The organism is Kitasatospora sp. NPDC101157 (assembly GCF_044768255.1).
GTDB lineage: Bacteria > Actinomycetota > Actinomycetes > Streptomycetales > Streptomycetaceae > Kitasatospora.
In genome coordinates, this window is record NZ_JBIWPL010000003.1 from 289,296 (window position 1) to 314,545 (window position 25,250).

General features: G+C 70.1%; 50 protein-coding genes. 46 read left to right on the forward strand and 4 right to left on the reverse strand.

Annotation, left to right across the window (positions count from 1 at the left end; all coding sequences use genetic code 11):
• Nucleotides 1-28: 28 nt before the first annotated feature.
• The 3 genes from ACIRVF_RS07795 to ACIRVF_RS07805 all read right to left on the reverse strand — a co-directional run bounded on the left by ACIRVF_RS07795 (nucleotide 29) and on the right by ACIRVF_RS07805 (nucleotide 2,477).
• Entirely contained in the window at nucleotides 29-1,606 is a 1,578-nt protein-coding gene (locus tag ACIRVF_RS07795) for a recombinase family protein (RefSeq protein ID WP_402815218.1), read from the reverse strand.
• Between the two features lie 84 nt (nucleotides 1,607-1,690).
• Nucleotides 1,691-2,008 (reverse strand): hypothetical protein, encoded by a 318-nt coding sequence (locus ACIRVF_RS07800; protein WP_402815220.1) that lies wholly within the window; start codon nucleotides 2,006-2,008, stop codon nucleotides 1,691-1,693.
• 49 nt (nucleotides 2,009-2,057) lie between these two features.
• The gene (locus tag ACIRVF_RS07805) at nucleotides 2,058-2,477 is read right to left on the reverse strand and encodes a transcriptional regulator (protein ID WP_402815222.1); all 420 of its coding nucleotides are present in this window, start codon (nucleotides 2,475-2,477) and stop codon (nucleotides 2,058-2,060) included.
• A 270-nt stretch (nucleotides 2,478-2,747) separates the two neighbouring features.
• On the opposite strand from ACIRVF_RS07805, the gene ACIRVF_RS07810 reads away from it, so the two are divergent.
• From ACIRVF_RS07810 to ACIRVF_RS07925, 24 genes are all read left to right on the forward strand, one after another.
• Entirely contained in the window at nucleotides 2,748-2,984 is a 237-nt protein-coding gene (locus ACIRVF_RS07810) for a helix-turn-helix domain-containing protein (RefSeq protein ID WP_402815224.1), read from the forward strand.
• The gene (locus ACIRVF_RS07815; protein ID WP_402815226.1) at nucleotides 2,981-3,247 is read left to right on the forward strand and encodes a hypothetical protein; all 267 of its coding nucleotides are present in this window, start codon (nucleotides 2,981-2,983) and stop codon (nucleotides 3,245-3,247) included. Before ACIRVF_RS07810 ends, ACIRVF_RS07815 begins: the two co-directional genes overlap by 4 nt.
• 127 nt (nucleotides 3,248-3,374) lie before the next feature.
• The gene (locus tag ACIRVF_RS07820) at nucleotides 3,375-3,914 is read left to right on the forward strand and encodes a hypothetical protein (protein WP_402815228.1); all 540 of its coding nucleotides are present in this window, start codon (nucleotides 3,375-3,377) and stop codon (nucleotides 3,912-3,914) included.
• On the forward strand, nucleotides 3,914-4,102 hold the full coding sequence (locus ACIRVF_RS07825; protein WP_402815230.1) for a hypothetical protein: 189 nt from the start codon (nucleotides 3,914-3,916) through the stop codon (nucleotides 4,100-4,102). The genes ACIRVF_RS07820 and ACIRVF_RS07825 overlap by 1 nt, the downstream gene beginning before the upstream one ends.
• Nucleotides 4,099-4,479 (forward strand): hypothetical protein, encoded by a 381-nt coding sequence (locus tag ACIRVF_RS07830; protein ID WP_402815232.1) that lies wholly within the window; start codon nucleotides 4,099-4,101, stop codon nucleotides 4,477-4,479. The genes ACIRVF_RS07825 and ACIRVF_RS07830 overlap by 4 nt, the downstream gene beginning before the upstream one ends.
• Nucleotides 4,479-4,826, forward strand: a complete 348-nt coding sequence (locus tag ACIRVF_RS07835; RefSeq protein WP_402815234.1) for a hypothetical protein — start codon at nucleotides 4,479-4,481, stop codon at nucleotides 4,824-4,826. Before ACIRVF_RS07830 ends, ACIRVF_RS07835 begins: the two co-directional genes overlap by 1 nt.
• A complete protein-coding gene (locus ACIRVF_RS07840; RefSeq protein WP_402815236.1) occupies nucleotides 4,826-4,978 on the forward strand; it encodes a hypothetical protein in 153 nt (50 codons plus the stop codon). The genes ACIRVF_RS07835 and ACIRVF_RS07840 overlap by 1 nt, the downstream gene beginning before the upstream one ends.
• Nucleotides 4,975-5,115, forward strand: a complete 141-nt coding sequence (locus ACIRVF_RS07845; protein ID WP_402815237.1) for a hypothetical protein — start codon at nucleotides 4,975-4,977, stop codon at nucleotides 5,113-5,115. The genes ACIRVF_RS07840 and ACIRVF_RS07845 overlap by 4 nt, the downstream gene beginning before the upstream one ends.
• Nucleotides 5,115-6,158 carry a YqaJ viral recombinase family protein gene (locus ACIRVF_RS07850; protein WP_402815239.1) on the forward strand — a complete coding sequence of 348 codons (1,044 nt, stop codon included), beginning with the start codon at nucleotides 5,115-5,117 and terminating at the stop codon, nucleotides 6,156-6,158. Before ACIRVF_RS07845 ends, ACIRVF_RS07850 begins: the two co-directional genes overlap by 1 nt.
• Nucleotides 6,155-6,940, forward strand: coding sequence for a hypothetical protein (locus ACIRVF_RS07855; RefSeq protein ID WP_402815241.1), 786 nt, complete (start codon nucleotides 6,155-6,157; stop codon nucleotides 6,938-6,940). The genes ACIRVF_RS07850 and ACIRVF_RS07855 overlap by 4 nt, the downstream gene beginning before the upstream one ends.
• 81 nt (nucleotides 6,941-7,021) lie before the next feature.
• Entirely contained in the window at nucleotides 7,022-7,771 is a 750-nt protein-coding gene (locus tag ACIRVF_RS07860; RefSeq protein ID WP_402815243.1) for an exonuclease domain-containing protein, read from the forward strand.
• Nucleotides 7,772-7,895: 124 nt separating this feature from the next.
• On the forward strand, nucleotides 7,896-8,027 hold the full coding sequence (locus ACIRVF_RS07865) for a hypothetical protein (RefSeq protein ID WP_402815245.1): 132 nt from the start codon (nucleotides 7,896-7,898) through the stop codon (nucleotides 8,025-8,027).
• A complete protein-coding gene (locus tag ACIRVF_RS07870) occupies nucleotides 8,017-8,484 on the forward strand; it encodes a hypothetical protein (RefSeq protein WP_402815247.1) in 468 nt (155 codons plus the stop codon). The genes ACIRVF_RS07865 and ACIRVF_RS07870 overlap by 11 nt, the downstream gene beginning before the upstream one ends.
• A gap of 112 nt (nucleotides 8,485-8,596) precedes the next feature.
• Nucleotides 8,597-8,725: a hypothetical protein gene (locus tag ACIRVF_RS07875; protein WP_402815249.1), complete on the forward strand. Its 129-nt coding sequence runs from the start codon at nucleotides 8,597-8,599 to the stop codon at nucleotides 8,723-8,725.
• Nucleotides 8,718-9,350, forward strand: coding sequence for a hypothetical protein (locus ACIRVF_RS07880; RefSeq protein ID WP_402815251.1), 633 nt, complete (start codon nucleotides 8,718-8,720; stop codon nucleotides 9,348-9,350). The genes ACIRVF_RS07875 and ACIRVF_RS07880 overlap by 8 nt, the downstream gene beginning before the upstream one ends.
• Entirely contained in the window at nucleotides 9,347-9,619 is a 273-nt protein-coding gene (locus tag ACIRVF_RS07885; protein ID WP_402815253.1) for a WhiB family transcriptional regulator, read from the forward strand. The genes ACIRVF_RS07880 and ACIRVF_RS07885 overlap by 4 nt, the downstream gene beginning before the upstream one ends.
• A 153-nt stretch (nucleotides 9,620-9,772) precedes the next feature.
• Nucleotides 9,773-10,249: a single-stranded DNA-binding protein gene (locus tag ACIRVF_RS07890; RefSeq protein WP_402815255.1), complete on the forward strand. Its 477-nt coding sequence runs from the start codon at nucleotides 9,773-9,775 to the stop codon at nucleotides 10,247-10,249.
• A 55-nt stretch (nucleotides 10,250-10,304) separates the two neighbouring features.
• Nucleotides 10,305-10,670, forward strand: a complete 366-nt coding sequence (locus ACIRVF_RS07895; RefSeq protein WP_402815257.1) for a hypothetical protein — start codon at nucleotides 10,305-10,307, stop codon at nucleotides 10,668-10,670.
• Nucleotides 10,671-10,739: 69 nt separating this feature from the next.
• Nucleotides 10,740-11,321, forward strand: a complete 582-nt coding sequence (locus ACIRVF_RS07900; protein ID WP_402815259.1) for a hypothetical protein — start codon at nucleotides 10,740-10,742, stop codon at nucleotides 11,319-11,321.
• Complete coding sequence (locus ACIRVF_RS07905; RefSeq protein ID WP_402815260.1) at nucleotides 11,318-12,376, forward strand: hypothetical protein; 1,059 nt, start codon at nucleotides 11,318-11,320, stop codon at nucleotides 12,374-12,376. Before ACIRVF_RS07900 ends, ACIRVF_RS07905 begins: the two co-directional genes overlap by 4 nt.
• Before the next feature lie 64 nt (nucleotides 12,377-12,440).
• Nucleotides 12,441-13,469 (forward strand): hypothetical protein, encoded by a 1,029-nt coding sequence (locus ACIRVF_RS07910; RefSeq protein ID WP_402815262.1) that lies wholly within the window; start codon nucleotides 12,441-12,443, stop codon nucleotides 13,467-13,469.
• On the forward strand, nucleotides 13,466-14,176 hold the full coding sequence (locus ACIRVF_RS07915) for a hypothetical protein (RefSeq protein WP_402815263.1): 711 nt from the start codon (nucleotides 13,466-13,468) through the stop codon (nucleotides 14,174-14,176). The genes ACIRVF_RS07910 and ACIRVF_RS07915 overlap by 4 nt, the downstream gene beginning before the upstream one ends.
• 275 nt (nucleotides 14,177-14,451) lie before the next feature.
• The gene (locus ACIRVF_RS07920) at nucleotides 14,452-14,766 is read left to right on the forward strand and encodes a hypothetical protein (protein ID WP_402815265.1); all 315 of its coding nucleotides are present in this window, start codon (nucleotides 14,452-14,454) and stop codon (nucleotides 14,764-14,766) included.
• A gap of 20 nt (nucleotides 14,767-14,786) precedes the next feature.
• Nucleotides 14,787-15,188, forward strand: coding sequence for an SLOG family protein (locus ACIRVF_RS07925; protein ID WP_402815267.1), 402 nt, complete (start codon nucleotides 14,787-14,789; stop codon nucleotides 15,186-15,188).
• A gap of 65 nt (nucleotides 15,189-15,253) precedes the next feature.
• On the opposite strand, the gene ACIRVF_RS07930 is transcribed toward ACIRVF_RS07925, so the two are convergent.
• Nucleotides 15,254-15,487: a hypothetical protein gene (locus ACIRVF_RS07930; protein ID WP_402815269.1), complete on the reverse strand. Its 234-nt coding sequence runs from the start codon at nucleotides 15,485-15,487 to the stop codon at nucleotides 15,254-15,256.
• A 165-nt stretch (nucleotides 15,488-15,652) separates the two neighbouring features.
• On the opposite strand from ACIRVF_RS07930, the gene ACIRVF_RS07935 reads away from it, so the two are divergent.
• The 22 genes from ACIRVF_RS07935 to ACIRVF_RS08040 all read left to right on the forward strand — a co-directional run bounded on the left by ACIRVF_RS07935 (nucleotide 15,653) and on the right by ACIRVF_RS08040 (nucleotide 25,119).
• Nucleotides 15,653-15,982, forward strand: a complete 330-nt coding sequence (locus ACIRVF_RS07935; RefSeq protein WP_402815271.1) for a DUF6011 domain-containing protein — start codon at nucleotides 15,653-15,655, stop codon at nucleotides 15,980-15,982.
• A gap of 9 nt (nucleotides 15,983-15,991) precedes the next feature.
• Complete coding sequence (locus ACIRVF_RS07940; protein ID WP_402815273.1) at nucleotides 15,992-16,330, forward strand: hypothetical protein; 339 nt, start codon at nucleotides 15,992-15,994, stop codon at nucleotides 16,328-16,330.
• Nucleotides 16,331-16,414: 84 nt separating this feature from the next.
• Nucleotides 16,415-16,867, forward strand: coding sequence for a hypothetical protein (locus tag ACIRVF_RS07945; RefSeq protein ID WP_402815275.1), 453 nt, complete (start codon nucleotides 16,415-16,417; stop codon nucleotides 16,865-16,867).
• Nucleotides 16,868-16,955: 88 nt separating this feature from the next.
• Nucleotides 16,956-17,240, forward strand: a complete 285-nt coding sequence (locus ACIRVF_RS07950) for a hypothetical protein (protein WP_402815277.1) — start codon at nucleotides 16,956-16,958, stop codon at nucleotides 17,238-17,240.
• A 44-nt stretch (nucleotides 17,241-17,284) separates the two neighbouring features.
• Nucleotides 17,285-17,821 (forward strand): hypothetical protein, encoded by a 537-nt coding sequence (locus ACIRVF_RS07955; protein ID WP_402815279.1) that lies wholly within the window; start codon nucleotides 17,285-17,287, stop codon nucleotides 17,819-17,821.
• Nucleotides 17,822-18,009: 188 nt separating this feature from the next.
• Nucleotides 18,010-18,348, forward strand: coding sequence for a hypothetical protein (locus ACIRVF_RS07960; RefSeq protein WP_402815281.1), 339 nt, complete (start codon nucleotides 18,010-18,012; stop codon nucleotides 18,346-18,348).
• Nucleotides 18,349-18,410: 62 nt separating this feature from the next.
• Nucleotides 18,411-18,593 (forward strand): hypothetical protein, encoded by a 183-nt coding sequence (locus tag ACIRVF_RS07965; RefSeq protein WP_402815283.1) that lies wholly within the window; start codon nucleotides 18,411-18,413, stop codon nucleotides 18,591-18,593.
• Nucleotides 18,594-18,603: 10 nt separating this feature from the next.
• Complete coding sequence (locus tag ACIRVF_RS07970) at nucleotides 18,604-18,786, forward strand: hypothetical protein (protein WP_402815285.1); 183 nt, start codon at nucleotides 18,604-18,606, stop codon at nucleotides 18,784-18,786.
• Nucleotides 18,787-18,796: 10 nt separating this feature from the next.
• Nucleotides 18,797-19,036 (forward strand): hypothetical protein, encoded by a 240-nt coding sequence (locus ACIRVF_RS07975; RefSeq protein WP_402815287.1) that lies wholly within the window; start codon nucleotides 18,797-18,799, stop codon nucleotides 19,034-19,036.
• Nucleotides 19,033-19,272, forward strand: a complete 240-nt coding sequence (locus ACIRVF_RS07980; RefSeq protein ID WP_402815289.1) for a hypothetical protein — start codon at nucleotides 19,033-19,035, stop codon at nucleotides 19,270-19,272. Before ACIRVF_RS07975 ends, ACIRVF_RS07980 begins: the two co-directional genes overlap by 4 nt.
• Complete coding sequence (locus tag ACIRVF_RS07985) at nucleotides 19,269-19,811, forward strand: hypothetical protein (RefSeq protein ID WP_402815291.1); 543 nt, start codon at nucleotides 19,269-19,271, stop codon at nucleotides 19,809-19,811. Before ACIRVF_RS07980 ends, ACIRVF_RS07985 begins: the two co-directional genes overlap by 4 nt.
• Before the next feature lie 104 nt (nucleotides 19,812-19,915).
• Nucleotides 19,916-21,637 carry a DNA cytosine methyltransferase gene (locus ACIRVF_RS07990; RefSeq protein WP_402815293.1) on the forward strand — a complete coding sequence of 574 codons (1,722 nt, stop codon included), beginning with the start codon at nucleotides 19,916-19,918 and terminating at the stop codon, nucleotides 21,635-21,637.
• Nucleotides 21,634-21,816 carry a hypothetical protein gene (locus ACIRVF_RS07995; protein ID WP_402815295.1) on the forward strand — a complete coding sequence of 61 codons (183 nt, stop codon included), beginning with the start codon at nucleotides 21,634-21,636 and terminating at the stop codon, nucleotides 21,814-21,816. The genes ACIRVF_RS07990 and ACIRVF_RS07995 overlap by 4 nt, the downstream gene beginning before the upstream one ends.
• A gap of 59 nt (nucleotides 21,817-21,875) precedes the next feature.
• Complete coding sequence (locus ACIRVF_RS08000; protein WP_402815297.1) at nucleotides 21,876-22,145, forward strand: hypothetical protein; 270 nt, start codon at nucleotides 21,876-21,878, stop codon at nucleotides 22,143-22,145.
• A complete protein-coding gene (locus ACIRVF_RS08005; protein WP_402815299.1) occupies nucleotides 22,142-22,822 on the forward strand; it encodes a hypothetical protein in 681 nt (226 codons plus the stop codon). The genes ACIRVF_RS08000 and ACIRVF_RS08005 overlap by 4 nt, the downstream gene beginning before the upstream one ends.
• 63 nt (nucleotides 22,823-22,885) lie before the next feature.
• Nucleotides 22,886-23,158, forward strand: a complete 273-nt coding sequence (locus ACIRVF_RS08010; protein ID WP_402815301.1) for a hypothetical protein — start codon at nucleotides 22,886-22,888, stop codon at nucleotides 23,156-23,158.
• An 88-nt stretch (nucleotides 23,159-23,246) separates the two neighbouring features.
• Nucleotides 23,247-23,438 (forward strand): hypothetical protein, encoded by a 192-nt coding sequence (locus ACIRVF_RS08015; protein ID WP_402815303.1) that lies wholly within the window; start codon nucleotides 23,247-23,249, stop codon nucleotides 23,436-23,438.
• Nucleotides 23,435-23,587 carry a hypothetical protein gene (locus ACIRVF_RS08020; protein WP_402815305.1) on the forward strand — a complete coding sequence of 51 codons (153 nt, stop codon included), beginning with the start codon at nucleotides 23,435-23,437 and terminating at the stop codon, nucleotides 23,585-23,587. Before ACIRVF_RS08015 ends, ACIRVF_RS08020 begins: the two co-directional genes overlap by 4 nt.
• A complete protein-coding gene (locus ACIRVF_RS08025) occupies nucleotides 23,584-24,360 on the forward strand; it encodes a hypothetical protein (RefSeq protein WP_402815307.1) in 777 nt (258 codons plus the stop codon). Before ACIRVF_RS08020 ends, ACIRVF_RS08025 begins: the two co-directional genes overlap by 4 nt.
• On the forward strand, nucleotides 24,357-24,506 hold the full coding sequence (locus ACIRVF_RS08030) for a hypothetical protein (protein WP_402815309.1): 150 nt from the start codon (nucleotides 24,357-24,359) through the stop codon (nucleotides 24,504-24,506). Before ACIRVF_RS08025 ends, ACIRVF_RS08030 begins: the two co-directional genes overlap by 4 nt.
• The gene (locus ACIRVF_RS08035; protein WP_402815311.1) at nucleotides 24,503-24,928 is read left to right on the forward strand and encodes a DUF6221 family protein; all 426 of its coding nucleotides are present in this window, start codon (nucleotides 24,503-24,505) and stop codon (nucleotides 24,926-24,928) included. The genes ACIRVF_RS08030 and ACIRVF_RS08035 overlap by 4 nt, the downstream gene beginning before the upstream one ends.
• Nucleotides 24,925-25,119, forward strand: coding sequence for a hypothetical protein (locus tag ACIRVF_RS08040; protein ID WP_402815313.1), 195 nt, complete (start codon nucleotides 24,925-24,927; stop codon nucleotides 25,117-25,119). The genes ACIRVF_RS08035 and ACIRVF_RS08040 overlap by 4 nt, the downstream gene beginning before the upstream one ends.
• Nucleotides 25,120-25,250: the final 131 nt, after the last annotated feature.

Below are 25,250 nucleotides of genomic sequence, written 5' to 3' on the forward strand. Positions count from 1 at the left end.
GAACTCTATGAATGAAAACTTCTCCAAACTAGACGACGTCGAGGCCATCGCGGTGCGCCTCCCAGACTGGAACTACGTCCACGATGCCACCCGGCCTCAGCTCGATCCGGTCGATCAACCGCCTGAGCATGGCATTCGTGCGCTCGGGCGGCATGGAGTCCCACTCTGCCACGAGCCCAGCCGCGACTGGCGCTGCGGCGGCCTTCATGGAGGCCACCTGCGTTTCACCGGGAGTCTCGTCCAGATCCGCCAGCCGCGCGGATGCGGCCGCCTTCTCAGCCCGAAGATCGCTCAGTGTCGCGAGGTATTCACGCTCCAGCGTTCCATCGGGATCTTCTTCTTCGCTCATGGCGTAGACCCGCATGTGTTTCGCCACGGCCCGCTCCAGTCTCTCGACCTCGCTCTTGGCCGCGGCGCGCTTCTCCTCCAGAGTCGAGCTCAGTCGGCGCAGTCGCGACTCGGCGGCCGGCTCGCTGCCTGGATCGGCGTCAATCTCATCGGCGAACCGGGCCAGCCACTTCAGCACGCCGGACTCCACGTCTGCCGCGGGCGTCCGAACACCCTGGCACACCGAGGCGCCCTTCTGGTGCCTCGTGGTGCAGGAATAGGCTGCGTAAGGTCGCTGGCCCGCTACACGGAGCGCGGCGCCCTGGCAGAGTCCGCACCGGGTGAGCGCGCTGAGGGGGTACTTGGCTTTACGCGAGTGGGGGGCCGCGGTCTTGGTGAAGCCTCGCCTGGCCTGGTACATCTCCCAGAGCTCGTCGCTGATGATGGCGGGATGCTGCTTGGTCGGGTGCCTGATGAGCTTGTGGGCCGGGCAGTTACTCCGGTAGGGGATCTTGCAGGCGGGATCGTGGACGCGGAGGTAGCCGGCGGCGAAGCCGGAGTCCATGTAGAGGCAGACTGTCCGGTTGCTCCAGAGCGAGCCGAGCGCGTTCGGGATCCCGGCTTCGTTGAGGAGGGCCGCGAGATTCCCGAAGCCGGTCCCGGCGACGTAGCGCTCGTAGAGGTCCTTCACGACGTCTTGCAGGGCCGGGTCCGGCTCGTACCGCTCCTGCTGGATCGTGATCGTGCCGTCTGGGGCGTAGACCTTCCGGGGGTGCCAGATGTAGCCGAAGCGGCGCCCTCCCTTGTGCGGGAGTCCCTCGTCCCGGCGGAGCTGGTGGGTCTCCTTCCACTGTTCGCCGGCGCGGTCGGATTCGAAGGCGTTGAACTCCATGATCATGCCGCGTTGGAAGCGGCCGATCGCGGTGCGCGCGTCGACTTCCTCGGTCGCTGAGAGGAGTTGGCCGCCGACCTTTTCGACGCGGGCGAGGTTGGCGGGGACGCCGGTTCGGGTTCGCCCGAAGCGGGAGAACTTCCATACGGCGATCACGCGCGCTTCTCCCGATTCGACGCGTTCGATCGCCCGCATGATCTTTCGCTTGAAGTTACGCCCGGTTTTGTCGGGGTCCTCGACCCAGTCGATGATGCGGTGGTTGGTCCGCCGGGCCCAGTCCTGGATGGCCCTTCTCTGGATTTCGGGGGAGATCATCTCCTCGCGGGCCATGCTGACGCGGGTGTATCCGATGGCGGGGGTTGGCTCGTTGAGGTCGTGACCACTCATAGGGCTCTCCGAGGAAGTGCGAACGCCGCCCGGCAGCTGGCCGTTCAGGTCGGCTGCGAGCCGTCTCCGGTGCAGCTACAGATGCTACGAGCGGTCTCGGACAGCGGGGTTGGATTCCCCGTCTCCGTCGGATGTCCCGGTGAGCTGGCCGTCGCGCCACAACCCGATGGCCATGGCGAAGGCTTCGGCTTGGGTTTTTTCCCGGAGGGCTATGACCTCGGCGCGGCTCAGCCATCCGCGTGCCACGGAGGCTAGGAGCGGCACCAGCGTGACGGTCAGGAGGGCCAGGCTGGTGAGTTCGACCGGCCGGTCGCGTTCGAGGGCGCCGCACAGGGTTGCGGTCAGCCCGATGGCCGTCGCGAAGGCGAGCGCGGGGCGCCACTTCGGGAGGGTTGACGGCACGGCATACCACCTCTATCGCACAGGGTGCCCACCCGTTTGCGATCGGGGCCTACTTTAGCGGTTTCTTGTCGTCCGCGAACGTGTTTGCGACCGCTTCAACGCTTTTGACGAAGAGGTGGGCGCGCTCCGGGGGGATTCCGTACTTGGCGGCGACGGCGTAGAGGTCGATGTCGGTGGCCGGCGGTGGGGGTTGCTCGTCGGGCTGGGGCAGGTCTTCTTCGAGGAGTGTGCCGGAGCGGATGAGCATGTCGCGGAGGGTGACGCGGACGCCGCGGCTCTTGAGGACTTCGACGAGGCGGCGTTGGGTTTCGATGGCTGGGGCGGTGCCGCTGAGGGCTTTACCGATGACGGAGGGGTCGACGCCCATGTCGGTGGCGAGTGCGCTTCGGCCGCCGCGGTGTGGGGTGGTGTCGTAGCCGGCGGCGAGGGCGAGTTCGGCGAGCCAGGCGGGGAAGCTGGCGGTTGTCATGGGTGCCTCCGTCGTGGTGTTGCTCGCTCGGCACGCCAGGATAGCGATACCTCGGGGCTGGTCTACGCGCGTCTCGCGGGGTTGGAGTCGTGCGTGTGACCCCGGGCCGCCCACGACTCGCGCGACCACGGTCAAACGCTAGCAGCGACATCCCGGCGAGATAAGTCGAAACTTTGGCTTGCAAGCCAAATCGGCCAGGCGTACTTTGGTTGCCGAGCCAGCAAGTTGGCTCGTGAGACAAAGCCCCCTGTTCAGCAACGGAGGTGAACTATGTCCAGTTTTAAGCTCAACGTCACCGAGCTACGTCGCGCCGCGGAAGCCCGAGGTGACCGGCGCCAGAGTGACATCAGCAGGCGCACGGGCCTCCACGAGAGCGTCGTGTCGCGGCTCATGAATGGCCGAGACCTGTCGCTGTTCGCCCTCATGCGACTCTCCACCACCTACGGCGTCAACGCCACCCTCCTCGCGCAGGAGAACACGGACGTATGCGACGAGGCGGCGGCGTGACAACCCAGCGGGAAGACATCCGGCGGGAAGCCATATCGGCCGCAGCACTGATCTCCGGGCAGGCCCGCGCCGAGCGTGACGCCCGCACCCCCCGCGAAGCCGCAGAGGCCGCCTATTACCCGGGGCACCGGCTCGGCTCCGTCGAGGCGATCGAGGCGCTGATCGTCAGGCAGCGCGCCGAGGCCGAGGAGCAGTGGCGCAACGGCACCCACCCCTACCAGCTCCGCCGGCGCCAGGCCCCGGCCGGCCGGGCCGCCGCCTAGCCGCAGAGCACTGCCGTGCGCGGCCGGACGCTCGCCCGGCGACAAGACCAGGTCGGGCCGTCCCTCTGGCGCCAACCAGGGACGGCCCCGGCCCACCGATCAACTCATCACATGAAGGAGGCAGGCCGTGATCACACAGCCTACCCAACGTTTCACCCCGGTCATCTATCCGCCGATCCCCGCCCGCGTCCAGGTGCTGGCGGAGGTCACCGACCTGCCGCAGTGGTCGCCGCGGACCGAGGACCTGCTGGCGGACTACCAGCTCAGGCAGGCGCTGGGGGCGCTGGTCGCCCGGGTGCCGAACGCGGTGGTCACGGAGGCGGTCGTCTCGCCGGACCGCTCCGCCGTCGACCTGTCCGTGGCGTCGGTCGCCGACCTGAGCGTCTGGTACGACACGATCCCGCAGGCCGTGACGTCGGCCGCTTCGCGCTGCGAGCGCCGGATCGACGGTCAGCTGTACGCGCTCGGCGGGATGCAGTGGAAGGTGTCGTGGTCGGAGCTGGCCGGCCTGCCCGGCGTTCGCCTGACGGTGTCCGCTCTGAGCGGTGAGAACGAGGAACTGCCGGACACCCAACTGGTCCGGCATCTGTGCCCGTACGAGGCCCGTCTGCGGCAGATCCGCGTCCGCGAGGCGGCGGTCGCTCTCCAGATGGGCTGGGTGGCGTGATGACCGAGTACTCGCCGGAGGAGCGGTCGCCCGCGTTGGCGGCCGGCGAGAACTGGTCGGAGACGGACCCGGAGCTGTTGTTGATGGGCCGGTTCATCGACGACCACGGGGACCCGTCGGAGTGGTCGCAGGCGACGGCCGCCTTGTACGTGGCCGAACACAACAAGCTGATGGGAGAGGGCCGGTGAGCGCCCAGGACGGGATGCTGCATGCCCGCATCGACCCGATGTGGATGAGCGTGCTTCTCCGTAACCGGGAGGTCCGCTACGGGACGTTGCGGACGTTGGCGGAGGCGTGGGGCGAGGACCGGCAGCGGGTGATCGAGGCGCTCGATCTGCTCGCCGATGTTGTCGGGCAGGGCGGAGAGGCGTGGGACGCCGCGGTCTACGACGTCGAGGCGAACCTACAGATGGACGAGGCGGAGACCGTGCTGACGCACGTGGACGCCTATCGGCTGGCGGACGAGCTGCGCGCGGCAGCGCCGTTGACGATGTCCGCCCGCCAGGAGGCCCGTCGGCCGGCCGAGGTCATCGCGTTCCCCCACCAGCAGGGGGAGGTGGCGTGATGGCCGAGCTGTCCGAGATGGAGGTCGAGGAGCTGCTGTACGCGGTCGGTCTGCGCCGCGGGAGCAGCAAGAACCTGGCGCCGCACGGCACCTACAACGCTTACCTGCGACACCTGCGCCACCAGGACGAGCCGTGCGAGCCGTGCCGGAAGGCGAACGCCGAGTACAAGCGCAGCCGGCAAGGCCGCGCAACGCCCACGCCGGGTCTCCGCAAGCCGATCGCCCACGGCACCCTCGCGGGCTACCAGCAGCACCGGTACCGCAAGCAGGACGCGTGCGACGACTGCAAGCGGGCCGCACGCGACTACCAGCGGGCCCGTAAGTGTGGCCGGAAGGACGGTGCCTGATGGGGGTCTTCCTGATCGTCGCCGCGCTGGTCGGGTTCGGGTTGCTGGGCTGGTTCGACTGGTCGGCGCGTCGCCGGGTCCAGTCGGTCCGGGCGACCAAGGCGGAGCGGTTCCCGTACGCGACGTTCCACACCGAGGAGGACGGCCAGTGACCCGCCGTCTCCGCGCCCTCGCCAGCTTGCGCATCCGCCGCTGTGACTGGCCGTTCCGCGCGCTGGAGCTCGTCCGGCCCGACGGCCGTGGCTGGCTGCTCTTCCCCCTCACCCTCGACTTCCACTCGGAGGACTGATGACCGTGACCGAGCTGCCGGGGCCCACCGCCCCGGCCGCCGGGCGGCGCGTCACCCCGACCGCCCGGCTCATCCTCCCCGCCGACGCCGACCGTGACGCGTGGCTCCTCGCCCGCCGCAACGGCATCGGCTCCAGCGACATCGCCGCCATGCTCGGCCTGTCCAAGTACGGCAACGAGCTGACCGTGTACTACGACAAGCGAGGCGAACTGCCCCTCGACGACGAGGACTCCGAGCCCGCCTACTGGGGACGCAGTGTCGAGGAGAACATCGCCCGCCGCTGGGCCGCCAGCAACCGGACCTCGGTCCGCCGCATTGGTCTGGTTGCCAACGTCGACAGGCCGTGGCAGATGTGCACCCTCGACCGTCGCGTCAACACCTGCCCGATCGAGCCTGGCGTGGTGTGCGCGCTGGAGATCAAGCACCGCCACCAGATGAAGGCACCGTTGTTCCGCCGGGGCTGCCCGGATGACGTCCTCGCGCAGACCCTCCACCAGGCGGACGTATGCGGGTTCGAGCACATGCACGTTGGTGTGCTGATCGGCTCGTGCGACTACCGGCATTTCACCGTCCGCGTTGCCGACCACCAGCAGCTGGTGCTCGACCTGCGGGCCGCCGCCGCCGAGCTGTGGCAGCGCATCGTCGACGGCCGGCCGCCTGTGCTCGCCGCTGACGCCGATCCCGACCCGCTGATCGACCTGTACCGCCGCCTGCACCCCGACCGGTCCGGCGTGGTCCACATCGACCGCGACGGCGACGCCCAATCCGCCCTCGACGACTACCTGCAGGCCACCGCCGATGTCACTGCCGCGAAGAACCGGCAGAAGGCAGCGAAGGCCCGCATGCTCGCCGCGCTCGGCGCCGCCGAGATGGCCGTGATGGGCGACCGCCCCGCGTTCTCGATCGAGCAGCGCAGCAAGGAGACCGCGGACATCGCGGCCCTGCGTGAGCGGTGGCCCGAGGCGTACGCGGACTGTGTCGAGGACCGGCCGTACGACCAACTCACCATCCCCAACGATGTCCGGAAGAGGCACGCCGCATGACCCAACCCACGCTCGCCGAGCGGGCCGCCGTGAAGGCCGGCCGCGCCGAGCCCGCCCCGGCCACCGAACCGGAGACCGCTGTCCCGGCCGACACCACGGACACCCTGCTGAACGACCCCTGCATCCCCGAGCCCGGCCCCGACGGGCCCGACCAGGTCCCGGTGCACGTCGCCTGGTCCCGCGTCATGGGCACCGTTCGAGGCATCGGCAAGGGCGCCTGGTACGGCGACCCTGGAGCACGAGGCAGCTACCGATTCCGGGGCGTGGACGCCGCGCTCAACGCCTTCGGCCCGGCCTGCCGCCTACACGGCGTGCTCGTTCTCCCCGTCAAGACCGACGCCAGCTACCGAGACGTCAAGACCAGCACGGGCAAGAACAGCCGCGAGTGCACCGTCACCGTCACCTACCGCATCATCGGCCCGCGCGGCGATCACCTCGAAGTGCAGTCCGTTGGCGAGTCGATGGACTATGCCGACAAGGGCACCGCAAAGGCCCTCTCCACCAGCCTGCGCTCCCTGCTACTACTCGGCGGCCTGGTCCCGACCGACGACCCGGAACCCGATTCGGTGAACGTCGAGCGCGGTGAGGCACCGGTGCGGCCAGCCATCTCCTACCTGGACGAGATCACGGATCCGACCACCAGCGTCGGCCGACTCCGGCAGATCCATCACGAACTGCAGCAGAACCGCCAGGCCAACTCACTGGTGACGAACGAGGTCGGCGATGAGGAGCCGATCGGCGCGATGGTTATCCGAATCGGCAAGGAACGCGCCTCCAGCTGAGGCACCTAGCGGGGCCGTGCCCGCTCGTAACAGGCACGGTCCCGCTCCCCCAGTATCTCCAGCCTTCGATCGGAGACACCCGTGTACTTCCTCAAGGTCCGCCGCGGCGGATTCGACACCGAGACCACCGGCCCGTACCCCGAGGACGCGCGTATCGTCACCGCCGCCCTCGTCCTGCGAGGTGGTCACAACCAGGCGAGCGAGACCCGCACCTGGCTCATCAACCCCGGCGTGGCGATCCCTGACGAAGCGGCCGCCATCCACGGCATCACCACCGAACAGGCTGTGGCCCAGGGAAGGGACCCGAAGACCGCCCTGGAGGAGATCGCGAGTCTGCTCGCCGGGGCCCTCAACGCGGGCGTGCCCATCGTCGCGTTCAACCTGTCGTTCGACTGGAGCGTGCTGCACGCCGAGCTGATCCGCCACGGTCTCGCCCCGATGTGTGAGCGCCTCACCGCGACCCACCCGGCACTCATCGACCCGCACGTCATCGACAAGCACGTCGACCGCCACCGCCGCGGCACCGGCATGCGCAAGCTCAAGCCCACAGCCGAGCACTACGGCGTGCGCATCACCGACTGGCACACCGCCGAAGCTGACGCGCTCGCCGCCCTCTACATCGCCGAGGCCCAGTTCCAGCAGTTCGCGTGGCTGAACGCCCTGGGCCCGGCCGGCTTGCATGGGGCGCAGCAGGCATGGCGTGCCGAGCAGCAGGCCGGTCTGCAGGAGTGGTTCCGCACGAAGGCGACGGCGGAGCAGGGCGGGGCACCGGACAAGGTGATCGACGGCTCGTGGCCGCTCCTCCGGCTGCCGGTGGCGGTGGCGTCGTGAGCAAAAGGTACGCGACCGCGAGAGCCCTCTTCTCACCGCGGTTCAGTCGGCCGTTCTCCTCGGACACGCCCGCGGCGAGCAGCCCTCCCAGATCGCCGACCGGCTGCAGATCGGCGTACGCGACGTGCGGCTCCACCTGCGAGCCGTCCTCGTCGCCCTCAAGGCGGTCAACGCCACCCACGCCGTCGGCATCGCCTGCGCCCGCGGCCTGATCGACTCCAGCGACATCCTCCAGGGAGACACCCATGTTCGGTAGATCGCGGCGCCGCATAGCCGACCTCGAAGAGCGCAACACCTGGCTGGAAAGCCGGGTCCGGCAGCTCAACATGGCGCTCGGCGCCACCCGCAACGAGGCCACCGTCAGCTTCGGCCGGTCCGAGCGCTTCGCCGATGACATCAAGGCGGTCACGAACAAGCTGACCGTCGCCCAGCTCCAGAACGCGTCCCTCGTGGTGGGCAGCGCCACCTGGTCCGGTCTCGCCGTCGACCACGCCGAACGCCTCGGCCGCGCCCTTCGGGCCTGCGCCCGCTACCGGGCCGAGATCCGCCGGCTCCAGAACCTGCTGCGGCACGAACGCCAGGACACGACCGAGCGTGTCCGCAAACTCGAAGACCGCAACGCCGCCCTCCAGGACGTCAACGAGCAGCACTACCGGGAACTCGCCGAGAAGGCCGGCTCCACCGCCGCCACCGCGGGGCCGCTCGCCGCGTGACCCTCGCCCAGGTCCTCGCGCTCGCCTGGTGCGTCCACACCGGCATCCAAGGCCTCCAGCTCTACCACCACCTCCGCCCCCGCGAACACCGCGGCTCCGACGAAACCCCCCTGTGATCCGCATCCTCCGCCTCATCACCGGCGACCACGCCTGGGCCGGACTCGGCCTCGCCGTCCTGGCCACCACCGCGACCGCCTTCATCGTCCTCGCCGTCACCGCCTGGAGCACCCGAGATGACTGACACCGCGCTCCTCCCGCCCCCGGGAGGCACCCTCACCCACGGACCGACCGTCATCGGCCTCGACCTCGCCATCGGCAGCCAAAACTCCACCGGCACCGGCATCGCCTCCTCCCGCGGCTGGTGCGAAGCCGTCGGCTACCCCGACCGCAAGAAGAAAGGCCGGGAGCTCAGCAACCTCCCTCACCCCGAGCGGCTCCGCGCCCTCGTCGAACTGCGCGACCGCATCACCCAAGGCGTCGGCCACCCGGACCTCGTCGTCCTCGAACTCCCCGCGCCCTCCCGCACGGGAGGGGCCAGCCACGAACGCGCGTGGCTGTGGTGGGAGGTCTACCGCCGACTTCAGTCCAGCGGGATCCCGGTCGCTCTGCTCACTCCCAACCAGCGCGCCCTGTACGCCACCGGCAAGGGCACTGCCGCCAAGAGCGCAGTCGTCGACGCGGTCGCCCGCCGGTGGACCGCCTGGTCGACCGACGGCGACGACAACCTCGCCGACGCCGTGACGTTGATGGCCGCCGGTCGGGACTACCTCGACCACCCGATCACCGTCATGCCCGCCACCCACCGAGCCGCGTTGACCAAGGCCGTGTGGCCCGACGGGATCCGCGGCACGGGGGCAGTCCGATGAGGTGGGGAGCCCTCGGCGCCTGCTGTGACAAGGAAATCGACGGCGACCTCTTCTACCCCGTCTCCTACACCAGCCCCGAAGGCAGGGACCAAGTCGAGGAGGCCCGCAAGGTCTGCGGGCGCTGCCCCATCGCCGCCGCCTGCTTGCAGGACGCCCTCGACAGGGAGGGCCAGAAGGACACCAAGGGCCGGCACGGGATCTGCGGCGGGCTCACCCCCCGTGAGCGCTACCTCCTCAGCAAGACCCGGCGCTTCACGCCCGCAGCATGACCGTCCTGGCCTGGGGCGACCGCTCCCACTGGGCCACCCAGGCCAAACCCTGCAGGCACTGCGGCGACCTCACACACCTCCGCGATGAGGATCGCCGCCCCTCCCACAAGGTCTGCGCCGAGCAGGCCCTCACCCTCGACCCGAAGGACGGCCATGGCCGGAGAGACCCTGATCACCCTCGTCGGCAACCTCGTCGACGATCCTGAGCTGCGCTTCACCCAGTCCGGTGTCCCGGTGGCCAAGTTCCGCATCGCGTCGACGCCGCGGACGTTCGACCGCCAGACGAACGAGTGGAAGGACGGTGAGGCGCTCTTCCTCACCTGCAACGTCTGGCGACAGCCGGCGGAGAACGTCGCCGAGTCCCTGACCAAGGGCATGCGCGTCATCGTGCAGGGCCGGCTCAACCAGCGCTCGTACGAGAAGGACGGCCAGAAGCGCACCGTCTTCGAGATCGAGGTCGAGGAAGTCGGCCCATCCCTGCGGGGCGCCACGGCGAAGGTGACCCGTGCGAACCGCGGACAAGGCGGGGCGCAGCAGGCGGCTCGGAGCGACGACACGTGGGCTTCCTCGGCACCGCAGCGAAGCAGCTGGGGCGCGCCGCAGCCGAGCAGCTCGGAGCCCCCTTTCTGATCACCGTCGAACACGCATCCCCCCGACAAGTCGCCCTCACAGAAAGCAGCGCACCATGACCACGCCCGCCAGCACCTTCGATCTCGACGCCGCCAACAAGACCATCGGCAACGCCATGCTCGGCCTCATCAAGCTCATGCTCCCCGTGCCCGGCCAGGAGCCCCCGACCCCGGAGCACGGCCAGGAACTGATGAAGCAGATCACCGACGCCATGGCTACCGGCTCGCGCGCCTGCAGCGAAGTCAACCGCCTCCGCGAGGAGTTCGCTCACCTCCGCGACCGGCACCGCCCCCAGCCGACCACCGACCCCACCAAGCCCGGTGTCATCTGCTCCGCCTGCTCCATCCACGGCGCACTCATCCCCTGGCCCTGTGATCCCTGGACCACCGCCGAGAACTCCCTCTCTCACGGCCAGAGCTGACCTGCCCGGCCCGGCCGGACTACTCCGCCGGCCGGGCGCGTCTCACCCCGCCAACCGCAAGGAGTCACCGTGGAAGACGACTTCAACCTCCGTAAGCTGATCCGCGAGGTCCTCAACACCAGCACCATGCCAGACCCCCACGATGTCGCTCGTGAAGTCCTTCGCCGGATCCACGATGACGACCTCCGCACCGCCCTCAGTCAGTGCCTCAGCGACGTCGTTCGGGAGCAGATCCGCGCCGGTCGGAACGGAGACGGCGGCGGGCCGCCGCTGCCTCCCATGCCGACGCCGGCGGCCGGCCGCCCGCAGACCCCGACCGTGCGCCTGGTCGATCCGGCACCCATCAACACGGCCAAGGTGCCGCAGGCCCAACGGTCGGCCAAGGTTGCTGCCTACCGCGCCTTCGGCCAGCAGTGGCTACGCGAGCGCATGTACGTCTCTGGCGACCCACGCGGGTGGAAATTCATGGGCGACTGCACCTTCGACGACCTGATGTTCGCTGCTGCCCAGCGTCGCGACCAGGCCGCGAGGACGACGGCGGTGGCTGAGCGATGTGAGCGCCTGGCTGCTCTTCTCCACACCCACGGGGTCACGCTCGTCAAGGAGTTGCCCGCCGATGTCCTGAGCGGCATTGAGGACGTGGCCGCGTGAACGACCTAGACTTCACGGCAGGCGCTAACAGCGGCCACGACTTCTATGACTCCCAAGCTGGTGTCGCTGCTGTTGGTGCCGCAGACTTCCCCGGCGGCCATGGCCGCTGCGAGGCCCAGCCAGGGCACGCCGCCGGTGAGCACAACCCGCCAGCACCGGCCAGTGCCGAACCGACGCCCATGGGGTCTCCGCCGGTGCTGGCGCCCAATCCCTGGGCTAGCAGCAACAACACACTCCTCTCGCTTCTCGCCGATGTCCTCGACGATCTCGAACGCACCCGCATAGCCAACGAGAACCGGCTGCGCCAACTCACCCGCCAGGAGGCCGACTCTGACGGCGAAGTGCGAGGCTTCGGCTTTACCTTGGAGATGCCCCAGGTTGCCGCCGTTGACGATCTCGTCTCCGCTCTCGGCAAGTTGGAGCACGCCGCCACCCTCAACCTTCGTCGGGCCCTGCGAAAGCACCCGCTCGGCCCGTGGGTGAAAGCAACCGTCGGCGTGGGCGAGAAGCAGGGCGCCCGGCTCATAGCCGCCATTGGCGACCCGTACTGGAATACGCTGCACGACAGGCCGCGCCTCGTCTCTGAGCTGTGGGCGTACTGCGGTCTCCACGTTCTCCCCGTCGCCAGCCATGTGTTGCACGGCACCCGTGAGAAGGTCGCTGGCGACGGGGGCAAGCAGGGCGACCCCGGCCATTGCCGAGACGCCATCCAAAGATGGTCCGCCGGGGTCGCCCCCACTCGCGCCCGCGGCCAGAAAGCCAACTGGTCCGCCGCCGCGAAGATGCGCGTCTACCTGGTCGCCGAGTCCTGCATCAAGCAGGCCCGCAGCCCCTACCGATCCGTGTACGACGCCGGCCGCGCCAAGTACGCCGAGGCCACCCATGAGACCGAGTGCCGCCGGTGCGGGCCATCCGGCAATCCTGCCCGAATCGGCACAGCAATCTCCGCCGGGCACCAACACGCCCGTGCGATGCGCCTCGTCATGAAGGAGATCCTCAAGGACCTCTGGCGCGAATCCCGCCGCCTTCATGGTGCCCCCGACTCCCCCGCCTGATCCCTCGTGCGCCCTACACAGCGTTTCCACGCACCTGAACTGACCATCGGAAAGAAGCCGCTCCATGCCATGGTTCAAGATCGACGACGGGTTCCACTGCCACCCCAAGGTGCTGGCAGCGGGCACCGCGGCGGTCGGGCTCTACGTCCGGTGTGGGTCGTGGGCCGCCCAGCAGGCCAGCGAAGGAGTCGTCCCGAAAGCCGTGGCCCGCATGTACGGCACACCGCGCATGATCAAGGCGCTGGTTGACGCCGGCCTGTGGCACGCCCCTGGCTTCAACTGCGAGTCGTGCAAGGAGTGGCACCCGGTCGCTCCGAAGGACGCCTACCTGATCCATGAGTACCTGGCGTTCAATCCGTCGAAGGAGGCCGTCGCCACTGCCCGGGCGGCCAAGGCGGAGCGGCAGCGGCGGTGGCGCGAAGGCCGGCAGGGCAAGGCGTCCGACGCGAATTCGGAGGGCAACTCGCATCGAGTTGACGCGAATTTGGAAGGCAACTCGATGCGAGTTGGCGTCGAGTTGGACTCGACTTCGGGTGCTGACTCGGAACAAATTCCGGGCCAGTGCGACACGGACTCGCAGCTCAGCGGGCGTCCCGCCTCTGATGTAGACGCGTCTACACGAGCGTCGCGTGCACACCACGGAGACGCTGCCCCCGTCCCAGCCCGTCCCAGCCCGTCCCTTGTACCTCCTACGGAGGTACAGCTAGCTAGCTGCGACGGCGCCGAACACCTGCCGACGATCGGGCCCCAGCCTCGGATCCCCGCAGCAGTTCGCCCGCTGGCCGAAGCCCTCACCAGCGCCCAGATGGCCGTCGGCTGGGGCGAGGACACCAACTGGCTGATCATCGAGGCGCTCATCAAGCGGTGCGGCATCCCCATGCTCGTTGACCACGCCCGCGGCCAGTGGCAGCGCGCCAAGACCCGACCCCAGGGCGCCAATTACTTCATCCCCGGCTGGCGGGACCTGCTCGACGCCCCGCAAGCAGACCAGGCCTCCGCCACGCCGCCCCAGATCGGCCCCATGACCCGCAACCAGCAAAAGCGCAGCCTCCTCGACGAGGCCGCCGCCCGCATCGCCGGAGGCACCGAATGAACCCCGCCGAGATCGGCCCGTTCCTCAAGCGCGCCGCCCTTACCGACGACCGCATCCTCCCCAACGACCTCGAAGAAGCCATCGCCTCCACCGCCCTGTGGGCCGTCGCCCTCACCGACGTTCCCTTCGAGTTCGCCGTCAACGCCATCGCCGCCCACTACGCCCGCTGCCCCTGGCAGATCCGGCCCTCCGACATCGCCGACCAGTGGAAGACCCACGCCCGCCGAGTCGCCGAGCACCACATCGACCCGATCCCGGACACCGATGACCCGGCCGAGTATCGGCGCCAGATCGTCGCCGGCCGCCGCGAGGCAGCCATCGGCGGACCATCGCCCTTCCCCCGCGCAATCGCCGCCCTCGGCCCAGCCCCCGCCCCCGCCCGCGGCATGGCCGACCTCACCGAGGACGACGTCCGCGCCCTGCGTCAGCAGCAGGACCTCGCCCGGATGCTCAAGGACGGCAACGCCCGGGCGAAGGCCGAGTGTGAGCGCCGCAAGCGGCTTGTCCTCGGCTACGAAGACCTGGCCGAAGACCTCACCAAGCCTCCGCTGTCCTTCGCCCGGCCCGACCAGTGGAACGGCGGCCTCGGCAGCGGGCTCGACTCGAACGGCCGGCCCAACCGGTCGCCGACCTACCTGCAGCTGGCCCGGATCTGCGAGGAAGCCGAACGCCGGGCCGCTGGCCACGTCATCCGGTCGGCTGCCTGATCCGGCGGGACGTCGTGACTGTTGCGGCGTGTGTCGAACGGTCATGACGTGGCTGCTCGGCGACGGCTGACTGCTGCCCGGATTGCCAAAACGGCCTCAGAGGCCCCCCTAGGCGGCCTTGATGGCCCACAAGGGGAATCACCCCACCCGACCCCGCAAGGCCCGTTCTTGCCCCCTTTTCTCCCCGATTTGGAGCCATCATGGCGAACAGCGCCACCGTAGTTCCGAAACCGGCGGCCCCTGTGGCTGCTCCCCCGCCGTCGGCGTCCCGTCTCGTGGAGCTTCTCGACGCCGCCGAGCGACGGCGCCTGACGCCGGTCGAGGCGGCCGAGCTCCGGCGGGGTGTGGAGCACCTGAAGCGCTGCCTGTCGGGTGCTGGGGCGGAGTTGCGCCGACTGGTTGACGAGGCGGAGCGGGTGCGGGATGAGCACGCGCAGGAGTTGCTGATGGTGCGCCAGCCGGGCCTTGAGGCGTCGTGCCGGGTGTGCGGGGCGGCGGCGGGTGTGTGGTGCCGGCCGGTGCACGGCGGCGGTGTGATGCCGCGGACGTTGCATGTGGCGCGGCTGGTGGACGCGGGGGTGCTGTCGTGACGGGGCCTTCTCGGATTCTGGTGACCGGTTCGCGGGCCTGGTCGGATCGGGCGCGGGTGGAGTGGGCGCTCGGGGTGGCGTTCAGGGCGTTCCGGCCGATCGTGGTCGTGCACGGGGGCTGCCTGACCGGGGCGGACAAGTTCGCGGCCGAGTGGGCCGACCGGGCCGGGATCACCGTGGACCCGTTCGAGGCGGACTGGGACAACTGCGGGCCGGAGTGCCGGCCGGGTCATCGGCGTCGCCAGCGCGATGGGTCGGAGTTCTGTCCGGCGGCTGGTCCGCGGCGGAATCAGGCGATGGTGGACGCGGGGGCGCGGTTTGTCCTCGCTTTCCTGCTGCCGGGCAGTCGCGGGACCGAGGACTGTGCGCAGCGCGCAGAGGCGGCTGGCATACCGGTGCGGCGCTTCTGGGCTGAACGATGATCGGGTTCGGGCAGCACGAATGGCCGCTCGGCGCAGCGGGCCGGCGGCTTGCGGGGTGGGGCGGGTCAGTTCTGGGCGGCGGGCTTTTCGTCGGCGTCCTTCGGTGTGGACCAGGGGCCGGCTTCCGGGCGGGGTGGGAGCTTGGCGCCGGGGCGGCGGAGGTACCAGCGGATGAAGTCGCGGACGACTTCTGCGCGGCTTGCTTCCTGGCTCTTGGTGGCTTCGCCGAAGGGGAGCCATTCGTCGTCGGGGATGCGCATTTGTCGTGGCGGGGTGTGGGTGGCCTTTACGGGTGTCATGTGCGCAGGGTATCGGGGCGTAGCTACACGGGCAATGGGGCCAACTCTCGAAATGTAGCTACACGAGTTCCGCCGAAACGCTTGCCGTGTAGCTACACATAGGTCTACTGTGTAGCTACACGGAACGGCGAAGTGCCGAACCAAGCAACCCGCACGGAGGCCCCCATGAACGAGCACACCAACTGCCTCCGCTGCGGCCGCAAGCTCACCAGCAAGACCAGCATCGCCAAGGGCTACGGCCGGGGCTGCGCCGCCAAGGTCCGCCAGGCCGAGCAGGCCGCCGCCGACTACAGCCCCGCCCAGATCGAGTCCGCCCGCGAGCTCATCGAGGACGGAGCGATCGTCCAGATCCGCCCCCGCGTCTGCCGCTCCGTCAGCAGCGACGGCTCCGAGCTCTACCTCACCGCCGTCACCGGCCAGTGCAACTGCCCGGCCGGCCTTAAGGGGCGCCGCTGCTACCACGCCCTCGCCGTTTCCCTCCTCCTCGCCGCCTAGGAGCCTGCGATGACCGACGACGAACTCCGCGCCGCGTTCGAGAACGTCACCACGGACGACGAAGCCCGCACGGTGGTCGAACGGATCCTGGCCGACCAGCGGCGGGAGCAGGAGGAACGCAGCGCCGCCTCGCTGGCCAGCGAGGTCCACATCCGTAAGCGCATCGCCCGGAAGCGCGGCAACACCTTCTACCGGGTGAAGTACAGCGCCAGCGAGAACGGCTCTCAGACGCTGTGCGGTGCTCCGGCTGGCAACGACCGGACGTGGGCGGAGACCCGGTTCGCGAAGCACCTCGCGGACGTCACCTGCGAGGCCTGCAAGCAACTGCGTGCGGCCCTGCAGGCCTGACCGCACAGCACCCCATAACTGGCTTGGCGGCCGTGTCCACGCCGGCTGCCAAGCCCGCCAACCACTCACACGGAGGAGACTTCGATGACCAACACCACCGCCCTCGCCGAGCGTCTCGCGCGGACCGCCGCCGGAACGTGGGGTGAGGAAGCCGCGATCTGGCTGCTCACCGAGCATGGCCACTGGATCGAGGAACTCGACCGGCTCGGCCTGATCGGCGAGCAGCCCATGGCCGGTGGCGGCACCGCCACGCTCATCCGCTGGCGCCAGTTCACCGAGGATCTGCGGCCGGTCGGTACCGGGTCGGAGATCCAGGTGCTGAACATCGCCCGCGCACCGGCGTGGCCCGACGCGGCGACGACGTTCCGCAGCCTGGCCTCGCTGGACGAGACCAACCGCCGCCTGGTGCTGCACGCGATCGCCTGGGCCGCCGGCGGCCAGGGCTGGGCGAAGTCGCTGCGGCTGCTCGGTGACAAGGACGGCTGCGTGTGCCCGGCCGAGGCCGACTGGCACCAGTACGGGTGCCCGCACTTCTGATCCCGTGGCTGGCTCGGCGGCCGTGACTGTATCGGCCGCCGAGCCCACCAATCGCCGTCCGCGCACCTACCGCAGGAGGGACGCTCACATGACCCCCGTCCAGATGCTCGCCGCCGCGATCGTCTACGTCTGCACCCCCGGCCCGCACGACGGCTGGGACCACGACATCCAGGAGTTGCTGGACAAGCGAGACGCGGCCGCCGTCGCCGAGAAGGCCACCGAGCGGGGGAGCCGCGAACACCGGGAGGCCGCCGTCGCCCGGATCGGCGCGGAGTGTCGCCTCGCCCGGGCCTTGGACGTGCCGGCCCGAGTGGCCGAGCCCATCGACTACGACCCCTGGCCCATGGACCTGTTCGCCGACCTCACCGCCTAGGAACGCCTCATCCGACCACCTGCCTCGCTTCCTCGGAGCACGCCGTGACACCACGCTGCGAGAACGTCGCCCTCACCTACAAGTCCCGCCCCGGTGGCGGCGAAGAACTCGACGACATGATCCCCTGCACCGCCGACGCCACCACCACACGATGGATCAGCCGAGGCACCAGCCGCGAGAAACTCCTCAACTTCTGCCAGGAGCACGCCGAACAGGGCGACGCGTTCACGCAGAGGCTGCGGGACGGCCTGGTCCGGGCCTACGCCGACCGGGGCGAGGAGCCGATCGTCCACCACACCCAGACCCGGGTGCGCGTGATCGCGACCGGCCAGGTCGGCACCGTTGTTGGCCTCCCGTCCCAACACTGGGGCAACGAGTACTTCGTCCACATCGACGGCGCCTCGTATGACAAGGCCATCGAAGTCGCCGCGGCTGGTCTGGAGGCCGTCGACGAACCGCATGCGGCGCCGGCGGAGCGGTACAGCCGCCGGAGGCTGGCCCCCTCGCCGCCGCGCGAACTGCCCGCGCCCACGCAGGCCCCGCGCATGGTGACTATCCGTCCGGCTGCCGAACTTCTCTAACGCGCCCAGGAGGCCCAAATGAGTGACGCATCCGACGAGCAGACCGCTCTGGATGCCCTGAACGAGAGCTTCATGCGGAACGGAGCGTGCTGTCAGGACTGCATTGACCGGGTCCTCGGACCACTCCTTTCCGCCTACCGGTCCGCGATCTTGCGTACCGCCCGCGCCCAGCAGTGAGGAGCAGCATCGTGAACCCGAACCCATCCGACGCCGAGATCGAACTCCTCCTCGCCGCGTGCGGCCTGCGGCTTCCCCGCGAGTTGAAGCCCTGCGGCACGCAGGCCGCCTACCACCGGCACCTCGACAACGGCGAGACCCCGTGCGAGGCGTGCACGGTCGCGAATCGCGAGTACGGCCGGCAGTTGCGGAAGCGTCCGCACACCCGGCTGCGCCCGATCAAGCACGGAACGCCCGGTGGGGCCGATGCGCACCGCTACAGGGGCGAGGGTGCATGCGCGGCTTGCGCGGAGGCGTACCGGGCGGATCGCCGTCAGCGTGCTGCTGCTCGTCGAGCGGCTACGGCGTGACAGCCATGGCAACTACCGCTTGTCGCCGAACCATTGTTCATCCCGTCACCCAGGAGCACCTCATGGAACGCACCCACGACAGCGTCTTCGTCAAGGGTCAGCGCGTCATCGTGTGGAGCCGCGCCGGCGTCGAGACCGTTGCGACGGTCTTGTACCCGTACGGCGTGAGCATCGGGGTCAGGTACCCGGACGGCACCACGCACTGGCACTACCCGTGCACGATCTCTGCCCGCCCCGCCGCCTGAGGAGACCCCGATGCCCACCATCCTGCTCGACGCCCAGCCGCCCGCCAACATGCCGGTCTGGGCCCGCCTCCAGCTCATCGCCCGCGATCTGCCGTTCACCGACGTCGCCGAGTGGCACTACGAGCGGGCCGGCCTCATCTCGATCATCACCATCGACGGCGGCTGGACCGTCGTCACCCGACCCGCCGCCTGAGGAGACCACCGTGACCAGCAAGCCCGCCGAGTGGGTCCTGACGCCCGAGAACCTCTACCGCCTGTGGACGGCCATCGGCCACGGCAAGGTCCACAACCGTGTCGACGAGACCGGCCACGTCGTACCCGACGGCCTCACCATCTGGGCCCACAACGGCCTGCCGAGGACCTGGGCGCGCTACGGCGACACCATCACCCACCAGCCCGACGGCACCTGGACCGTCCAGCACGCCGAGGAGACCGCCCGATGACGAACCTGACCGCCGAGCAGTGGAACGACCGCTACCCGATCGGCACGCCCGTGACCGCCTACCCCGGCGTCCGGCCCGAGCACCGCGCCGTCGAGCTCTGCACCGTGCTGACGACCCGCACCCGAAGCCGTGCCTGGAACCTCGGCCACGGTGAGCCGGTCGTCGCCGTCGAGGGCTACGCGGGCGGCATCAGCCTCGAACACGTCGACCTGCGCATTGAGGAGGCCACCCGATGAGCACCCAGCCCGCTGACCGCCTCGCCAACGTCGAGTCCCTGATCGACGCCGCCGAGACCCGCCCGCTCACCGCGTGGGAGGCCGAGGAGGTTCGGTCCGCGCCTCGGGCCGTCCGCGGCGCCCAGCGCCTCGGCTTCCGCCGGGAGGCTCGCCTCCAGCGCTACCTCACCGCCTGGCGCTCCGCCCGCCTTCGCGCCACCAGGCTCCGCGAGCACCTCGACATCGCCGAGCACGGCCGCGACCGCGCCGTGGAGGCCGCCGAGCAGCTGCAGGCCCGGGTCCGGGAACTGGAGGCCAAGTTGGTCACCGAGCGCAAGGTGAACACCCACCTCACCGAGAAGCTCCAGGCCTGGCTCACCGCCTCCGACGAGTGGGCGGACGAGCGAGCCACGTTCCTCGCGGAGAACGAGCGGCTCCGCGCCGAACTGACTGCCCTCCGCCAGCCCGCCACCGTCGTCCTGCCTGCCAGCTTCATCACCAACGCCATGGCCCGCATCCCGGACGCCATACCGCCCAGCGGCCCCACGCGGCACGTCTGACCGCCCGCCAGCCCCGCGCCGGACCACCGGGGCCGACCGGCGCCCGCGAAGGCGCCCAAGGCCCCGCCACGACCACCACCTGACCAAGCGAGAGGAACCGCGCCGTGGGCAAGTCCACGACCATCCGCCGCACCGCCACACACCGGCCGGCCACCAAGCGCCGCCGCTTCCGCCACGACGAACTCATCGCAGTCGACCTGTTCTCCGGCTTCGGCGGCCTGACCCGTGGCATCGAAATGGCCGGCTTCACCACGATCATGGCCGCCAACCACAACGCCTACAAGGTCGAAGTCCACGAAGCGAACCACCCCAACGCCGAACACTGGATCGCCGACCTGGTCGACCCCGCAGCTGCGGACTACCACTCCGCCCGCGACCTCCCCGCAGCCGACCTCCTCGTCGCCGGCGTCTCATGCGTCAACCACTCGCAGGCCAACACCCAGAAGGCCTACGAGCAGCGCATGTCCCTCTTCGACCTCGACGACCCGGACTACGAGGCGCGGGTCACCAGGTCCGAGCGCGACCGAGCCACCGCGAACTGCGTGCTGCACTACGCAGCCCAGCACCACCCCCGTTTGATCCTCGTCGAGTGCACCACCGAGCTGACCTCGTGGGGCCCCGCGATCCCCGGCCGACCGAAGGTCGGAGACGGCTCCACCTACCGGTGGTGGCTCAAGCAGTTCGACCTGCTCGGCTACCGCCACAAGGTCCTGTACCTCAACTCGATGTTCTTCGGCGTGCCGCAGTCCCGCGACCGGGCCTACTGGGCGTTCTCGGACAAGTCCCTGCCCGAACCCGACCTCGACCACAGGCCTGTGGCACGGTGCCACCGCTGCGACAAGGACGTCGAGGCCGTGTGGTCGTGGAAGACGGGACTGCCGCCCACCGGATCGGTGCGCTACGGCAAGCAGTACGAGTACCGCTGCCCGAGCTGCCTGCGCCCGGTCGTCCCGCCGATGACGCCGTCGCTGGCCGCCCTCGACTTGAGCGTCCTCGGCACGCGCATCGGTGACCGGCCCAAGCCCCTCGCCGCGGCCACGATGGCCCGTGCAGAGCGGTGCCGACGGCGGTTCGCCGAGTTCCCCGCCGTCCTCATGCCGGCCAAGGCCGTGCACGGCAGCGAACGGCACCCGTGGCAACCCATGGCGACACAGACCAGCCAGCAGGAGACCGCGATCCTGTCGACCGGCACGGTGATAGCCGCGCACCGGCACAACGGCGACGGGCAGCACATCACCCTGCCGATGGACACCGTCACCACGACGCACGAGAAGGCGATCCTGCTGGCGGTCAACAACTTCCAGGGAGGCCCGCGGGGCGCTCACGAGCCTCTGCCGACGCAGGGCGGCTCGGAGACGCTCGGGCTTCTGTCTGCTGGTGTGGTGCCGTACCGGAAGAACACGCTGCCCGCGTTGCACGCCGAGGCCATGCCGACGGTCACCGCGGAGCAGATCCCCGGTCTGCTGTTCTCCGGCTGGTACAAGCAGAACGGTTCGACGGGGAACGAGACCGCCCCGCACCCCATGACCGACCCGCTCGGCACCCTGACGGCGCACGACACCACGGCGCTGCTCATGGCCGAGTGGCGGGCCGCGCTCGCCAACCTGCCGTTGGAGGACTGCTACTTCCGCATGATGCGGGAGTACGAGATCGGCCGCGGCTGCGGCTTCGACGTCAACTTCCCGGGCTACGAAGGCACATTCGTCGTGTGGGGCAGCGCGCGCGACCAGGTCGACGGCTTCGGAAACGCCGTAAGCCCGCAGGTTGGCGCCTGGATCGGATCCCGGCTGCGCGCCGTTCTCCACCCCGCCGGCGCCGCCGCGTGAGCTTCTACATGATCCCGATCGTCCACTGCGACGCGCCCGACTGCGAGAAGCCCGAGATCCACCACCCCGAGGCCCGCACCATCGCCGACGTCCGCCGCCTCCGCAAGGCCGACGGCTGGCGTCAGCGCCCCGGCGGCCGGGACATCTGCCCCGACTGCTGGACCGCCGGCCACCGCTGACCCACCCCCGGGCGGCCGGCACCTACCGGCCGCCCACCACACACACCACGGAGACCGACGTGACCCAGCCTGCCGACCTGCTCGCCGATCGCATCGCCAACGCCATCACCGCCGTCAATCGGCAGTGGGACGACATCCTCAGCCACACCGCCATCACCGCCCTCACCGCCGCAGTACTCGCCGCCGTCGAGCCCGAACTCGACGCCGCCCGCGACCAGGCCACCGCGGCCGCCCGCGACCGTGTCGCCGCGCTGGCCCAGGTACCCGGCGAGGACATGATCGGCTGCACGCGCCGCCAGATCCTCGCCGCCGCCGGCGGTGCCCGGTGACCAACACCCCGCGGCCCAGCCTCGCCGAGCGCATCGCCGACGCCGCCCGCGCCATCCGCATCCGCCCAGGCCACAACAGCCTCGCCATCATCAAGGCTGGCGGAACGGTGACGCTCTCGGGCAACGAGGCAGACCGCGTCGCCGACGCCGTGATGGCCGTCATCCAGCCCGAACTCGACCGCCGCGACGTCGAGATCGACCGCCTCACCACTGAGATCGCCGAGGGCATCGCCAACCAGACCATGCTCAAGGGCCTGAACGTTCAGGACGGCCGGGTCTGCCTGGAGATCGAGCCCGCCCGCGAGATGCTCCTCATCCTGGTCGCCTCGATGCGCGAGATGCTCGACGACGCCGGAGCCGAGAACTACCTCACCACCGAGGCCACGTTCCCTCCGGCGGTCAGCCTTGACCTCCAAGACGGCCAGCACCCAGAGGACTCGTACACCCTCACCGTCCAGCGCCGGCATCGGCCCACCGCCCACGACTTCCGGCGCCGGGCCGAGGCCGAACGAGATGAAGCGCGCGCCGAGATCGACCGGCTCCGCACCGCCGCCCAGTCCGCCGCCACCCTCCTCCGCTCCACCCACGACAAGGCCATCACCGGCCAGCCCCTCGACCTCGACACCCTCCGGCACGCCGCCAACGCCCTCAACCACACCACCGCCACGACCAGCTGACGCCCCCTGACGCCCGTCAACGCCGCCCGTGACCGCGGGCGGCCCAACCCCGAGGAGCACACCGTGGACGCTGACCCTCTCGCCGACGCCATCAACAACGGCATCGAGCACGCCCTGTGGCAAGACCTCGCCGACGCCCTCAACCGCCTCGAAGCGTTCGGCATCTGCCCCCTCGACGGCATCGCCGACCAACTCGGCGTCAACGCCATCACCATCCTCGACCCGCCCACCATGTGCGGCAGCAGCGCCCGCGGCACTGGCCACGCAGTCCGCTGGGACCCCGAGCTCACCGACTGGATTGTCACCGACCACACGCCCCCGGCCAGCCAACGGTGACGGTCAGCCCCTGGCTGGTCCTGGCCGGCGCCCTCTACGGCGCCGGCCTCACCGCCACCCTCCTCGCACTCCACCCCCGGAGACGCACATGAGCACCGCCCTCGTAGTCCTCGCCCTCGCCGGACCCGCCGCCATCGCCAGCATCTGGGCCGCCCACCGCATCAGCCGCGAATGGACCGCCGCCGCCCACGAGACCGACGTACTCGCCGACCTCGAAGGCCAGTTCGCCGCGGCCGACCAGTTCGCCGACCTCATCGCCCAACTGGAGCGCCAGCCGTGACCGCCGAGCACGCGCCGCGGCCCGGCCGCACCTGGGAGACCACCGTGGCCCGCGTCGAGGTGGCCGTTCCCGACGACGCACCCGACCCCCGCCCCAACCGCGCCACCCGCCGAGCCCTCGCCCGCACCGCCAGGAAGGCCGCCCGATGACCCCCACCGCCGAACAGCTCGACCACCTCATCGGCCACACCGACCACCGCCCGCTCACCGCCGACGAGCACGCCGCTCTCCGCGCCGGCGTCCGGCAGCTCCGCGACCTCGCGGGCAGGCTGGCGCTCGCCTACGTCGCCGACGCCAGCACCAGCGAGCAAGCCGAAGCCCGCATGGCAGCCATCCGGGCCCACGATGCGCTCAAGGCCGCCGGTCCGGTCCCGCCTCCGGCTGCGAACGCGAAGGCGAACGCGAACACCACCACCCATTACGGCGCCCCCTCCAGCGCCTACCACCAGCAGGTCGTAAAGCAGCTCGCCACCGCCGAGGACGAACTCGGCAAGCGCCGTACGCAGGTCGCCCGGCTCACCGAGCAGCTCGCCGAAACCCAGCAGCGGGCCGACCGGTACGAGCAGGCGTACGACTTTGAGGCGGCCAACACAGCCGTCGTCTTCCACGAGTACTACCGGCGTTGGCAGTCCACGATCGTCGAGGCCCGCAGGCAGGCCGCCCGCGCCGACCGCATCCTTGCCGCGGCCAAACGAGGCTGCGACGACCTGGGCGCCATGGCCCACGACGCGCTGAACCGCGCCGAGCAGGCCGAGGCCCGTGTCGCCGCCGTCCGGGAACTCCACCAACCCCGCGACCACGGCGGCTGGATCATCTGCACCGGCTGCTCCAAGCTCGGCCACGTCACCGCTCCGTGGCCCTGCCCGACCGTCGCCGCCCTCGACGAGGCCGCCGACAGCGTGCCGGACGAGGCCCGGCTGTGACCTGCCCCGACGACGAATGGGACGGCTGGGAGGACGCCCTGCTCGCCGACCTCGACCCCGACGACTGGGACCTCCTCCCGCCGCCCCGCCCCATCCGCGACGTGATCCGCGACCTCGCCGACTACCAGCCCAGGAGGGCGGCATGACCGACAAGCACCGGCAGCCCGAACAGCCGGGTACCGACATGGTGACCTGGCTGCACGCCGAGTTGGACCGCGTGGAACAGCTCGCCCGGGCGACGATCGTGCACCAGCCGTACGACGAATGGGACGCCGTCGGAGTCGACCGCGACGACGACAGCGCACGGTCCTGCTGGGAAGTCGCGCTAATCGCGCGGCCCGCGAGGCGCTCATCCTCCGCGCGGTCACTCATGGAGCACATCGCCCAGTGGGACCCGGCAGCGGTCCTGCGCCGAGTAGCCACCGACCGGCGAATCCTCGACCACCACCAGCCCGTCTGGAGGGATGCGTGCACCACCTGCGGCACGGCCGAGGAGTACCCCGTGCCGTGGCCGTGCCAGACGGTCCGACTGCTCGCTGAGGGCTACGGCTGGGAGGAGCCGCGGTGAGCCGCGAACTCCGCCACGTCGAGGTGACCGTCACCGTCCTCGACTGCGACCACCTCCCCGAGAAGGACGGCCGGCAGATGTACGCGGACGACGTCATGGACGAGATCCGGGATGTCGTCGCCGCCGCGCTCACCGGCTGGTACGAGCAGCGCGGACATGACCTCCTCGCCTGCGAGCCCGACCTCTTGTAGGCGCCTCGTTGCCGCCGGGCGGTTCGGTGGATGCGCCGGGATGCGCACCGAATGCGCCGCAGGTCAACGGCATGAAGCGGCCCCACCCGGATGCTCGGGTGAGGCCGTGATGCGTCGAAGCCGACGACTTG